Below are 13,250 nucleotides of genomic sequence, written 5' to 3'. Positions count from 1 at the left end.
CCATGTCTTTTAGTGCCATGACAAAAGAGGAGTTAGCTCGAATCACAGTGCCCAAGGTCTGCTGTAATTTGGCGGAGCTTGCGGCATTGGTGCGGATGGATGGAACGTTGCAGATTTCCAATCAGGTTTATGCCTTGAATGTCGTGACCGAAAGTGCTCCAGTCGCCCGGAAGATTTATCGTTTGGCGAAGACGGTATTGAAATTGCCGGTTGATATAGTCGTCCGTCGCAAGCTTCGTCTGAAGAAAAACAATTCGTATCTTGTTAGAATCTATCCCCAAGGCCAATCTGATTTACAGAGATTGGGTATATTGGATAAAGACGGGGATATCCAACCGGGGATTGCGGACGAATTGATCAAACATCGGTGTGATCAAAAAGCTTACCTACGGGGAGCCTTCCTGGCCGGAGGTTCGATTAATAATCCAGAAGGGACCTATCATCTGGAGATCATTTCGAATGATGAGCACCATGCGGAAGATTTATGCAAACTTTTGAACCGCTTTCACCTTGGAGCAAAGGTGAGTATCCGTAAAAATTGGCATGTCGTTTATCTCAAAGAAAGTGAGCATATCGTGGATTTCTTGGGCTTTATTGGCGCTCATCATGCGCTGCTGGAATTCGAGAATGTCCGAGTATTTAAGGATATGCGTAATCAAGTCAATCGTTTAGTGAATTGTGAGACAGCTAATTTGAATAAAACCGTCGATGCTTCAGTGCGGCAAGTTGAAAATATAAGGAGAATTTCGAGAACGATAGGTATGCAATCTCTATCAGAGCCCTTACGAGAAATTGCGGAACTTCGGCTGGAGTTTCCAGATGCCAGTCTTAAGGAACTGGGAGAAATGGTTCATCCTAAGGTTGGAAAGTCCGGTGTAAATCACCGGATGAGAAAAATCGATGAGCTCGCTGAGAAGATCCAAGAGCAAAACAGCTAAAAATGAATCTAAGGAGTATTTTCGAGGAGGAAATAGTGTGCGGAGTGGTTATGGCCTTAGACTAGAACAAACTCAAAAGTTAATAATGACGCCCGAACTACGTCAAGCAATCACAATCTTGCAGCTCTCAGCACTCGAACTCTCAACCTTTGTCGACCAGCAAATGTTAGAAAACCCCTTGCTGGAAGTTGTTGAGGAAGATGCGGCCAGCCCAGATTCAGAAATAGACGAAGAAAAAGACAAAGAAAAAGAAAAAGAAGCAGAAGCAGAAGCAGAAGCAGAAGCAGAAGCAGAGATCTCCGCTGAACACAATGAGCCTGAAAATACTTGGGACATGGACTGGGAGGAATATTTTCAGAGACAGGAAGAGCGAATAACCCGGGAATATGAACCGGATTCCTCCCAAATGAGACGGTTAGAGCCCTTTGTTGCCACCGCTCCTTCTTTACAGGAGTATTTACTCGAGCAGCTTCATGTCCAAAAAAATCCAATTTCTTTAAACCATATCGAGTATATCATTGGTAACTTGGATGATAATGGTTACCTAGAACTCTCGCTCGAAGAGATTGCTCGGGAACAAGGCATTTCCCTGGAACGTGCGGAACAGGCTCTGGCTGTCGTCCAAGCCCTCGATCCGGCAGGAGTGGGGGCACGCAGTTTGGAAGAATGTTTAAGACTTCAGCTCCCCTTGATTCCGGATGCTCCTGCCGAAATGCCAGAATTTCTCGGCCACTTGGAGGATCTAGCGGCTGGACGTTTACAGCGAATTGCCACTCAGATGAAAATCTCGACCTCCGAAGTTCAGCTCCTTGGGGACTGGGTGCGTAAGCTCGATCCAAAGCCTGGTCGAAGTTTTTCGGGAGCGGACGAAGTCCGTTATATCGTGCCCGATGTTGTGGTCGAAGAGATTGAGGGAGAATTCATCATTTTAGTCAACGATATTACTGTTCCACGGCTGGGAATCAATCAAGCCTATCGTACAGCCTTAAGCCAGAATAAGGAGAATGAGACACGGAAGTTTGTGGAGCAGAAACTCAATTCTGCTGCTTGGTTAATTCGCAGTATTGAACAGCGGCGGACGACAATTTATAAAGTAGCTAATGCGCTTGTACAACGACAAGAGGGATTCTTGCGCCGAGGAATACGTTACTTACACCCCTTGACACTGAAGGATATTGCTGATGAAATCGGGGTTCATGAATCCACAGTGAGTCGCGCTACCGCCAATAAATACGTGCAGACTCCACGAGGAATTTTTGAGTTTAAGTTTTTCTTTGCCTCAGGCATAAAAAATGAACCCGGTGTAACGACTGAGGGAATTAAGCAAGCATTAAAGAGTTTAATTGCCGGGGAGGATTCGCAAGCTCCTTATTCAGATCAGAAACTATCTGAGTTATTGAAGGCGAAGGAAATGGAGATTTCCCGTCGTACCGTTGCGAAATATCGGGATGAATTAGGAATTCCATCAACAGCGTTGAGAAAGAGATACTAATGATTATGAAAGAATCAAGATTTAAGCAAGCTTTATTGGAACGGCGAATTGTACCGGCTGTTAAACATATCGAGGATATGGCAGAGGTCTTAAATATTCCTTGGGTAACCGTGATCATCCTGTTGGGTGGGGATATTAACCGTTTAGAAGAGGTGCTGGCACTCAGGAATCGTTATCCGGATAAATATCTTTTGGTCCATATCGACCTCATTGATGGGATTGGCAAAGATGAGGCTGGAATCCGGTACCTTAAACGGATGGGGCTAGATGGGATTGTTTCGGTGAAGTGGCAACTCCTTCATTATGCCAAAAAAAATCAGATGCTCACCGACCAGCGCTTGTTTCTGGTTGATTCCGAGGCGATTCGCACGGGGCTTAAAATCATTAAAAAAGTTACACCGGATGCCATTGAGATCCTCCCGGCAACCGTTCCTAAATTTGTGATTGACGAATTTCACAGGGTTACGGATTTAAGTATTCTCGGCGGAGGTTTACTTCGGACCGAACAGGATGTTCGATCGGCTTTAGCGAATGGCTTGTCAGCGGTAACAGCCAGCCATCGAAGTTTGTGGAACTTAGCTTTGACGGAATAAACGTTTAAGCGTAAAATAGAGAAGAAAGTTCACAGAATGAATAGAGTCTGGGGCAATGAGTGAGTCTAAGTTTGATAAAGAATTGGCTTAGAGAAGTAGAGAAGCCACTGAAGGAAGCGTTTAAACGAGCGGTTCTTTCAGTGGCTTTATATTTTACTAACAGAAAGTATAAATTTTCGGCAGATAGCATAAGTGCAACCAGCGGTTTCGCTTTCCTACGATGAATGCGGTTAAGTTCGGCAGGATAAGGCGACTAAGGCCACCGCTTTGGCGCTGACCAAGTCTTCTATATCGCAAAGCTAGGCGAAAGCCGGGTTTTCTTTATTACTGGAAATATGAAAGTCGTTGGAAACGATAGGAGGAACGGCGATGTTAGCGTATTCAACCCAAGTTGTCATTGTGGGAGGAGGAGCGACTGGTGTTGGGATTCTTCGGGATTTGAGCATGCGTGGGATTTCGGCCCTGCTCTTTGAACAAGGTGACTTGGCGCACGGCACGAGTTCTCGGTTTCACGGATTACTGCACAGTGGAGCACGCTATGTGGTGAAGGATCCGGTCGCTGCTACTGAGTGCATTAAGGAAAATCTAATTCTCAAAAAAATTGCTGCGAATTGTATTGCTGATACGGGAGGCTGGTTCGTCCAGATGAAAGAGGATGATCCTGATTTTGTTGAACGTTGGTTAGCAGGCTGTGCAGCTTCCGGGATTCCGGTGCAGGAGATATCTGTAGAGGAAGCACGTTCCCGAGAGCCTTTATTAAATTCTGAGACGGTACGTGTTTTTGAAGTGCCTGATGCAGCAGTGGACGGGTTTAAGATTATCTGGGGGAATGCTCACTCGGCTCAGCGTTATGGAGGACAATATAAGATCTATCATCAAGTGACACAGCTTCTCCGCGAAGGGGATCAAATTACAGGAATCCTCGGAATCGACCACGTCACAGGGGAGAAATTTAAAGCGAAAGGCGATGTTGTGGTGAATGCAGCCGGAGCCTGGGCTTCTCAGATAGCAGGATCAGCCGGGATTCCCCTTGAGGTAATTTGTGATAAAGGAACACTGCTCGCATTTAATCATCGACTTTTCAATCGAGTCATCAATCGTTTGCGGACACCAGGGGATGGTGATATTTTTGTCCCGCATGAGACGATAACGATCCTGGGTACGACCTCGGAGATTATCGATTCTCCTCAGAGAAACCAACCTTCAGATGCTGAAGTGAGAAGACTGATGGACCTCGGAACTCAACTACTTCCAAGGTTAGCTGAGCAGCGGGTGCTTCGGGCGTTTTCTGGGGTAAGACCGTTACACCGAGAGGATCAGGAGGTTCCCGGGTCAGAAGAGGTTGGGCGCGAGGTGAGCCGAAATTTTGCCCTCATTGATCATGAAGTACAGGACGGAGTCCATGGATTCATAAGTATTGTCGGAGGAAAGTTCACAACCTACCGACTGATGGCTGAGAAGGTTGCGGATTGGGTAGCCGAGAAGCTGGGGAATCAGGTGCCTTGTCGGACGGCGGAGGAAAGTCTGGTTCCAGCAATAACCGAAGCTCTCAGGGCTAGAGCGTTCCAGCTCCTGCCGTTGGGTGCAACTGATAAAATGCTGGAGCGACTTGGCGAGTGGGCACCGCTCGTGCTTGACCAAATTGAAGCAAATCCAGCGAAGGGGCAAATGCTTTGTGAGTGCGAACTGGTGAGTGTGGCTGAGGTTGAACACGCTGTGACGGATGCGGATACGCACAGTTTATCAGATATCCGGCGCAAAACTCGTTTGGGGATGGGAACTTGCCAGGGTGCCTTTTGCAGCTATCGGGCTTTGCCTCTGCTGTGGCAAGAAGAAGAAAAATATAGCTCGTTAAAGGATCAGTTAATCGAGTTTTTGAATCAACGTTGGAAGGGAATTCGACCTGTTTTATGGGGGCAGCAGTTACGCGAGACGGAATTGACTCGGGCGGTTTATTCCGGAATTTTACGGCTTGGGGATTCAAAAAAAGCTTAGCAGGGGATTATGGAGGTATTGGAGATGTGGGATGGGGTAATCATCGGCGGGGGTCTAGCAGGTCTAGTAGCTGGCATTCGAGCCTCGGAACGTGGCAAAAAACTGATGCTGGTTGCCGAAGGAACAGGAAGTCTCACTTATAGCTCGGGGGCGTTGGATATTGGGGCCATCGATCTGTTGCAACGAAGTGAGAAACATCCATATGCTCTTTTACAAGAGAAGAGCATTCGTGACGGACTTGCTTATTTCCAGACTCTTTTTCCAGAGTATCGAGAAAATGCGGAAAAACCTCCGCTCGTACTTACTCCCTTGGGTTCCTGCAGAACGGGCGGACTTGCTCCAGCAGGACTGATAGCCGACAGGTTAAGCCAGGTCCGGAATATTGTCCTTATGGCACCTAAGGGTATGAAAGACTTTTTTGCATCGGTTGTGAAAGCAAATTTGGAGAAGGAATTTTGCCAAAGTACAGTACGAATTTATCCCTTCCAGGTCTCCGCCTTTGCTTCGTGGTATCAAGTTGGCAGGCCAGTGAATGGCATCGAATATGCCCGCTTTTGGCGGACGGAAACCGGGATGCAAGAGCTAGGTCGCTTGCTCGGCGAGCTGACTCAAGATATTGAGGGGAGCAGCGTTGCTGTGGTCTTTCCAGGCTTAACCCGTGTCTTTTCTGAATCTTTGCAAAAACTTCTAGCTCAGTTCCCCTTTCCTGTGGTGGAAATGACCGATATGTCTCCCGCTTTTGGGGGGGATATCCTACACGAAGCTTTGAAACGGAAATTCAAGGAACTTGGCGGGGAAATGATGATCGGAAGCGGAGTTTGGCAGGCCGATTGCGAAGGGAAAACCTGTCAGCAAGTTCGCGTAAAAAGCAAGGGAAGAGACAGTATTTTAAAGGCAAAGGAATTCATTCTGGCAACGGGTGGAGTTTTTGGCGGCGGAGTCGAAGTCACTCCAACCGGAGCGCAGGAAAAGGTCTTGAAAATTCCTCTCTTCCTGCCATCAGAGTGGACTCAGGCTCAGTTTCTAAGAGAACAACCCTACGCACGCCTCGGGGTTGAGGTCGATGCAGCGCTTCGTCCGCTCGATCCTCAAAGCGGAGAGCTCATCTTCAAAAATGTTCGAGTTGTTGGACGGATGCTCGCCCATTGGGACCCCTGGGTGGAATTCTGTGGAGGAGGAGTTTCGGTGGCGACAGGGTGGTTAGCCGGGGAAACTCTTTAGACGGAAAAAAAGAAAGGATGCAGCGGTCAATGGAACATTTATTAAAATTAGAGCAGGAAAGAGATCTGACACTCGATGATTGTATCAAGTGTAGCGCCTGTTCAGCCCAATGTCCGGTTGCTGCCGTTTATCCCCTCTTCCCAGGCCCCAAAAGTGTCGGACCGGATATGGAGCGACTGCGGTTAGAGGGCGTTCGACTGGATACCTCGATCTTGAGTTTTTGTTCCAATTGTAAAACCTGTGAGGTAACCTGCCCTTCAGACGTAAAGATCACTGAGATGATTCTGGGTGCGCGGCAGGCAGCTGTTAAAGCAAAAAATGTATCTTCCCGACATAAGCTGAGAGATGCTATGCTCGGGCGCGCTGAGTATTTGGGGATCTTAGGAACGATCTCGCCGGGACTGACGAACGGGATTCTCGGAATTTCTTCGGTGCGCTGGCTGATGGAAAGATCACTCGGGATAAGTCAGTTAGCGCCTCTTCCCAAATATCAGCCTCGGTTCAAAGGCTTACGCAAGTCGAGCGCTGTTTCAGGCTTAACTCAGAGCCTGAAGCAGGAGCCTCCCTCCCGTAAAAGGGTTGTTTATTTCCCCGGATGTTTCATCAACTATAATGATCCGCAAACAGGGGAAGCCGTGGTCAAAGTCCTCGAACATAACGGGTATGAGGTGATCCTTCCGCCGTTTCATTGCTGTGGCGTCCCCCTGCAGGCGAATGGGAATTTCAAAGGAGCAGAAGATAATGCGAAAAAGAATCTTGCGCTCCTGGCTCCGTATTTGCAAGAGGGACTTCCGGTTGTCGCCTCCTGCACAAGCTGTGGGTTGGCCTTGCGCGAAGAGTATCCTCACGTGAAAGCTGAGGGTGCTGAACGAATCGGGCTTCAGACCTATGATTTGTTTGAATTTCTTTGGGAATTGCATAAACGAGGTGAGCTTCAGGAAGATTTTCATGAAGTTCCGCGGTCTCTTGGTTACCATCCACCGTGTCATTTGAAGGCTCAAGGGATTGGTACTCCCTCGGTGCGTCTCTTAAGGCTAATTCCCGGAGTTACAATTGACGATCTGGATGCAGGTTGCTGCGGACTTTCCGGCAGTTTTGAATTTAAGGAAGAAAAATATCCTCTTGCTATGCAGATTGGCAGTCATCTTTTTAAGCGTGCGCAAGAGGGGGTTGCTCAAGGAAAGTTTGAGCGTCTGATCACCGAGTGCGGCGGGTGTAAGGTTCAGATTGAACATGGATCGGGTGTGAAGGCAGAACATCCGATATGGGTGATGATGGAAGCATATGGATTATCTGACATTAGATTATCTGATAAATAAGTAAATTCAGGTATTGCCAAATTCTTGGAAAACCAATAATAAAGGCTAGAGTTAAAGAGAAGCCGCAAACAGATCTGTTTATTAAAACAGATTGTTTGCGGCTTTTATTTTTTCTCATACTAACAGAAAGTATAAGTTTTGGGCAGATAGCATAAGTGCAACTAAGGCTTCCGCCTACGCTAGAGGCTTGGCGCAAGCCAAGTTTTCTTTATCACTTGTATAGAATATAAGTGATTTGGCATTTGGATTCTACCTATAGATTACAGAGGGGTGAGTAGGATGGCGATTTTTCGGACCACTGGATTATGACCGGGTACTGTTAAAAATCAGTGCTATGACGGTAACCCTCGCAGGTTCTGTGCGGCGAAATCTTACTCAAGACTTTATCCACACTGGAAAGCCCGGATTAACAGGAGAATTGGCGAATTCTTGACAGCCAGATTGATCAGATTCGAGACCGGAATGTGGACCGGATCGCGGATTATGCGTGTGACATTGCCGAGTTGAGCGAACTGCTTCCAGAAGGGGATAGATCTCCAGAAATTCTGCACATGGGCAAACATCTTCTCAGTATGTATAACTATGTTTTAAGTGTGCTGAGAGAAGAACAAGAGATGATCATCGATCTGAATGATGAAGATGATCGTTTGGGGGCTGAACCCTTTTTAGCGATTGTCGTGGGTTTAGTTTTAACAACGATGATTCAAAGCAGTACAGCCGTCTTTGCAATTATGATGTCGCGGGTGAGCAGCTCTTGGGGTTGTCTGCGGTAGTCCCTTTGGTTCTTAGAGCGAAGCATGGACTGGAAAGATCTTTAACAAAACCCTTACATTGGATTAATTTGGTCTTATCAAAAGTAGAGTAAAATGATGACTAGGATTAGACTCGCTGGAATTAACCGTTATTTGTTTTGTAGGAGGCTTGGTATGAAAATCTTAGGGCACCGGGGTGCAGCAGGGACGGCTCCGGAGAACACACTCTTTTCTTTTGCGAAAGGGTTAGCTTATGGTGTAGATGGTTTCGAGTTTGATGTTCAGCTTTCACGGGATGGGGCGGTGGTGATCTGTCATGATGAACGGGTTGACCGAACGAGTGATGGAGTGGGCTGGGTAAAAGATTTTACTTTGAAGGAACTAAAAGCCTTGAATTTCGGTGTGCGTTTCGGAATCCAAGCCGAGCTCCCGACGTTCGAAGAGCTCTTAGAATTGCTGAAAGGAAAACCGCTTCTTCTCAATGTCGAAATTAAGACGGGCTTGTTCGATTATCCGGGGATTGTGGACAAGGTTATTCAGCTCCTGAGTACCTACCAAGTCCTTCCGCAAAGCATTGTTTCTTCGTTCGAACACAAGACCGTGGTTGAAGTGATTCAGCACTTTCCTGGAGTGCAGACCGGTCTGCTTTACGCCTCAGGGCTCATTAATCCCTGGGATTACGCGCAAAGACTGGGGGCCAATCATCTGCACCCCCATTTCGCTTTTGTGACACCAGACTTGGTGAGGCAGAGTCACGCCCAGGGTATTGGAGTGAATACCTGGACAGTGGATGAACCTTGGGCGATGGAAAGGGTGGTCCAAGCTGGAGTGGATGTCGTGATTTCGAATTTTCCGGAGCGGTTTATCCGCTGATGTTCAAAGGCGAAAAGGAAGGTGTTATCTTTTAATGCACCCCAAGAAATCCTGGAAAGAGTTTTTTACAGCTTTGCTCTATTTGAGTCCGTCTTTATTAATTTTTATGATCTTCATCTTCTATCCTATGGTCAAAACGGTGTATCTCAGTTTATATTTGACGAATCCTCACGGGGATGCAGTGGTGTGGAAGGGCTTACAGAATTATATCGTTTTGTTTTCTTCTGAAACGTTTCGCAAGAGCCTGGTTGCGAGCTTACTCTTTGTTTTGTACACTGTCCCTGAGACGATTGTTCTAGGCTTAGCGTTCGCAGTCTCAGCCAATGTAAAGTTACGGGGGATCGGTATTTTTCGAACGCTTTATTCTTCAACGATAGGCGTGTCGGTTGCTTCCGCTTCAACGATTTGGATGTTCCTTTTTTCATCAGGGAACAATGGAATGTTCAATTACGTTTTGAGTAGCCTAGGACTTTCTAAGATCGGTTGGCTCGTGACGAGTCAGACCGCTCTCCCGGCGATCGCACTGATGACAATTTGGATGGGGGTTGGCTTTAACTTTATTGTGCTGATTGGTGGGCTGCAAAGCCTACCTGAGGAGGTTTACGAAAGTGCTCGCATTGATGGGGCGGGTTGGTGGAAGCAACTTCGCTATATTACGATCCCGATGCTTTCTCCAACCTTGTTCTTTTTGATCATTGTAGATACAATTAATGCCTTCCAGGCATTTGGGCAATTTAACATTTTGACCCAAGGGGGGCCGGATAACGCGACCAATGTTCTCGTACACTCAATTTACCGAGAAGCGTTCTTTAACTCACGGTTCGGCCCAGCCAGTGCCCAGGCGGTCATCCTCTTTTTCATTATTTTAATTTTAACGCTTGTACAATTTAAGATGGGAGAAAAGAAGGTGCATTATCAGTGAGAGCTTCTCGAAAAAAAATCGCTCTTACCGCACTTCAGTACCTGTTACTGATCATTGGGGCGCTAATCGTCGTTTATCCCATCTTTTTCGCTTTGGGCCTAAGTTTAATGGGGGCCGGGGAAGTGGGGAGTTTTCCGCCTCATATTATCCCGCACAGCATTGAACTGGGTAATTTCAATGCCGCAATGGACGCCGCGCCACTCGGCCGGTTTATGCTCAATAGCTTTCTGGTTTCCATGATTGTCACGATTGCTCAGTTGATTACAGCGAGCCTAGCGGCTTATGCCTTTGCCTTCTTCGAGTTTCGTTATAAAAATGTTCTCTTTTTGCTCTTTCTCTCAACAATGATGATTCCTGGTGAATCGACGATCATCCCGAATTACTTGACGATGCGCTCGTTAGGCTGGATTAATACCTATCAGGGTTTGACCATTCCCTTTATGGCGACTGCCTTTGGAACGTTTTTACTCCGGCAGTACTTTATGACCTTGCCGAGGGAACTGTTTGATGCAGCTCGAATCGACGGGTGTTCGCGATTCCGTTACCTTTGGTCGATTGTTCTCCCGATGTCTCGTCCAGCTTTAGGAACCTTGGGGGTCTATGCGTTCATCACGACGTGGAATCAATACCTCTGGCCTTTGCTCATGACGAATGATGCGAATATGCGGACGGTGCAAATCGGGATTGGAATGCTTCAGTTCCAAGATGCGACGACGTGGAATGTCGTCATGGCAGGTGTTGTGATTATTTTACTGCCCTCCTTGTTAACCTTGATTTTGGGACAAAAACAGCTGATTAAGGGATTAACGGCTGGGGCAGTTAAGGGGTAGATCTTATACTGAAGTTTAGTTTGACCCCAGTGAATCTTTGAGGAGGTGGGGTGTGGGGAGAATCTAATAACGACTAGAACAAATTGCCTCGCCTGGGTGAACAAAGTACAAAAAAGTCTCGAAAAAGGTTTAAAAGGAGAGAGTAAATTTATGCGTTTAAAACACAATTTCGGGGTAAAGTTTATAGCGGTTCTGATTGTCCTCGGTCTTTTAGTAACGGGTTGCGGAACAAGTACGGGAACAGCAAATAATGCCAAGCAAAACGGCCCGGTTACTCTGACCTTCTGGCACTCCATGGGTGGCGGTGCTGGAAAAACCTTAACAGCCCTAGTCGATAAATTTAATGGTGAACACAAGGATATCCAAGTGAAATTGGAATACCAAGGAAACTATGATGATGCTTTTAACAAACTGAAAGCTTCTCCTGATCAGGGACCGGATTTATTCCAGGTTTATGATATTGGAACCCGTTATATGATTGATGCAGGGCTGGCTAAGCCAATGCAAGACTTTATTGATAAGGATAAATTCGACATAGCTCAACTCGAGCCCCATGTTGTCAACTACTATACAGTCGGGAATAAACTCTATTCCATGCCCTTTAACTCTTCGATGCCGGTCCTTTATTACAACAAAGATATGTTTAAGGCAGCAGGTCTTGACCCGGAAAAACCTCCGAAGACTTGGGATGAAGTGGAGCAAGATGCCAAGGCTTTAACCCAAAAATCCGGAGACAAAACGGTTTACGGTTTCTCTCAAGCCATTTATGGCTGGTTTTTTGAACAGTATCTGGCTCGAAATGGCGCACTTTATGTGAACAATGGCAATGGACGTGACAGTGCAGCAACCGAAGCGATGGTTAATTCCCAAGCGGGCGTGGATATTTTGACCTGGTGGAAAAAACTCATTGACGAAGGCGTCGCCACCAACCTGGGACGGAAAACTGCAGATACTCAAAAGGCCTTTGGCTCCCAGCAAATTGCGATGACAGTTGACTCCAGCGGTATTCTTCCGAACTTAACGGCAGCTTCGGATGGCAAGTTTAACATCGGAATTGCGCCTTTTCCCCGCGGAAATAATGTTCAAGAGAGCGGGCCCATCATCGGTGGAGGTTCCATCTGGATTTTGAAAAACAAGCCTCAGGCACAACAAGATGCTGCGTGGACTTTTGCGAAATGGGCGGTGGCGCCGGAACAGATGGCGATGTGGGTTACCGGGACAGGTTACCTTCCGATTACCAAAGAGGCGGTTAACACTCAAACCTTTAAAGATTTCATGGTGAAATATCCTTCTTATCAGGCTGTTTTAGATCAGCTCCACAACACTCCGGAAAACCGAGCAACTCAAGGCGGGCGGATTGGCGTTTTTACGCAAGCGCGCGCTACAATCGAGACTGCTACCGAGCAAGTGATTTTAAATAAAGCTACGCCTAAAGACGCTTTGGATTCAGCCAATGGAGCGATAACGAATTCCATTAAGGAATACAATCAAACGATGGGAACAAAATAATATCTTCCCAATATCTTCTGCATGAGGAGCTGCGAGAAATCGTTAGCTCCTCATTTATCTATCTGTCTTAAAGGTTTTTTAAGAACAATTTGGGTCTAATCTCTTTTTCTCCGATTATGGCAGGAATTTTCGCATCAAAGGAGAATAAGAAAAGGTTAAAGAAATTCATGTGTAGGAAATCCAATCCGAGGAATAATAGAGAAAAGTCAACAAAACTTCTTTCAATAATGTTGTGAGTAAGAAGAAGGATATGAGAAAAGAAAGGAGAGTAGTTTATGAATAAACAAAGTGTTAAAGATATTAAAGTGCAGGGAAAGAGAGTTCTCGTGCGCGTGGACTTTAACGTACCTGTGGATGAACAGCAAAGAATTACGGATGATACCCGAATCCGTGCGGCTTTGCCTACTCTTCGTTATCTCCTTGGGGAAGGGGCAAAACTCATCCTCATTTCTCATTTTGGCCGCCCCAAAGGGCAAGTGAACCCTAAATATTCGTTATCACCTGTGGCTGTGCGTTTAAGTGAACTTCTAGGACAAGAAGTTCCTTTAGCCCAGGATTGTATTGGTCCTGAGGTGATGGCGCAGGTGCAGGCCTTAAAAAATGGACAGGCTATTCTTTTGGAAAATGTCCGTTTTCACGCCGAAGAGGAAAAAAATGATCCGGAATTTGCTAAGCAACTCGCTGCGCTCGCAGATCTTTATGTTAATGATGCGTTTGGAACAGCCCACCGAGCTCATGCTTCGACTGAAGGGGTGGCGCATTATATCCCAGCTGTCGCAGGTTTCCTTATGGAGAGGGAAGTCGAG

General features: G+C 46.6%; 12 protein-coding genes. All 12 read left to right on the top strand.

The genetic code is table 11. The features are described from left to right. Nucleotides 1-2: 2 nt before the first annotated feature. The gene (gene whiA / locus VM640_RS02305; RefSeq protein WP_325389508.1) at nucleotides 3-938 is read left to right on the top strand and encodes a DNA-binding protein WhiA; all 936 of its coding nucleotides are present in this window, start codon (nucleotides 3-5) and stop codon (nucleotides 936-938) included. A gap of 37 nt (nucleotides 939-975) precedes the next feature. Then, on the top strand, nucleotides 976-2,430 hold the full coding sequence (rpoN, locus tag VM640_RS02300; RefSeq protein ID WP_325389506.1) for an RNA polymerase factor sigma-54: 1,455 nt from the start codon (nucleotides 976-978) through the stop codon (nucleotides 2,428-2,430). Between the two features lie 5 nt (nucleotides 2,431-2,435). Then, nucleotides 2,436-3,023 carry a glycerol-3-phosphate responsive antiterminator gene (locus VM640_RS02295; protein WP_325389504.1) on the top strand — a complete coding sequence of 196 codons (588 nt, stop codon included), beginning with the start codon at nucleotides 2,436-2,438 and terminating at the stop codon, nucleotides 3,021-3,023. A gap of 369 nt (nucleotides 3,024-3,392) precedes the next feature. Further along, nucleotides 3,393-5,018 (top strand): anaerobic glycerol-3-phosphate dehydrogenase subunit GlpA, encoded by a 1,626-nt coding sequence (gene glpA, locus VM640_RS02290; RefSeq protein ID WP_325389502.1) that lies wholly within the window; start codon nucleotides 3,393-3,395, stop codon nucleotides 5,016-5,018. Nucleotides 5,019-5,042: 24 nt separating this feature from the next. Then, nucleotides 5,043-6,239 carry an anaerobic glycerol-3-phosphate dehydrogenase subunit GlpB gene (gene glpB, locus VM640_RS02285; RefSeq protein WP_325389500.1) on the top strand — a complete coding sequence of 399 codons (1,197 nt, stop codon included), beginning with the start codon at nucleotides 5,043-5,045 and terminating at the stop codon, nucleotides 6,237-6,239. Nucleotides 6,240-6,268: 29 nt separating this feature from the next. Next, nucleotides 6,269-7,558 (top strand): anaerobic glycerol-3-phosphate dehydrogenase subunit C, encoded by a 1,290-nt coding sequence (locus VM640_RS02280; RefSeq protein ID WP_325389498.1) that lies wholly within the window; start codon nucleotides 6,269-6,271, stop codon nucleotides 7,556-7,558. A gap of 464 nt (nucleotides 7,559-8,022) precedes the next feature. Next, nucleotides 8,023-8,331: a phosphate signaling complex PhoU family protein gene (locus tag VM640_RS02275; protein ID WP_325389496.1), complete on the top strand. Its 309-nt coding sequence runs from the start codon at nucleotides 8,023-8,025 to the stop codon at nucleotides 8,329-8,331. Nucleotides 8,332-8,484: 153 nt separating this feature from the next. Further along, nucleotides 8,485-9,183, top strand: coding sequence for a glycerophosphodiester phosphodiesterase (locus VM640_RS02270; protein WP_325389494.1), 699 nt, complete (start codon nucleotides 8,485-8,487; stop codon nucleotides 9,181-9,183). A gap of 34 nt (nucleotides 9,184-9,217) precedes the next feature. Beyond that, a complete protein-coding gene (locus tag VM640_RS02265) occupies nucleotides 9,218-10,105 on the top strand; it encodes a carbohydrate ABC transporter permease (protein WP_325389492.1) in 888 nt (295 codons plus the stop codon). Next, entirely contained in the window at nucleotides 10,102-10,935 is an 834-nt protein-coding gene (locus tag VM640_RS02260; protein ID WP_325389490.1) for a carbohydrate ABC transporter permease, read from the top strand. Before VM640_RS02265 ends, VM640_RS02260 begins: the two co-directional genes overlap by 4 nt. A 96-nt stretch (nucleotides 10,936-11,031) precedes the next feature. Then, nucleotides 11,032-12,444, top strand: a complete 1,413-nt coding sequence (locus VM640_RS02255; RefSeq protein WP_325389488.1) for an ABC transporter substrate-binding protein — start codon at nucleotides 11,032-11,034, stop codon at nucleotides 12,442-12,444. A gap of 275 nt (nucleotides 12,445-12,719) precedes the next feature. After that, a partial coding sequence (locus VM640_RS02250) for a phosphoglycerate kinase (RefSeq protein ID WP_325389486.1) occupies nucleotides 12,720-13,250 on the top strand: 531 nt, incomplete at its 3' end.

Source organism: Desulfitobacterium sp. (assembly GCF_035539115.1).
GTDB lineage: Bacteria > Bacillota > Desulfitobacteriia > Desulfitobacteriales > Desulfitobacteriaceae > Desulfitobacterium_A.
The sequence above is the reverse complement of the archived record's forward strand: the minus strand, read 5'-3'. Positions and strand labels throughout refer to the sequence as shown.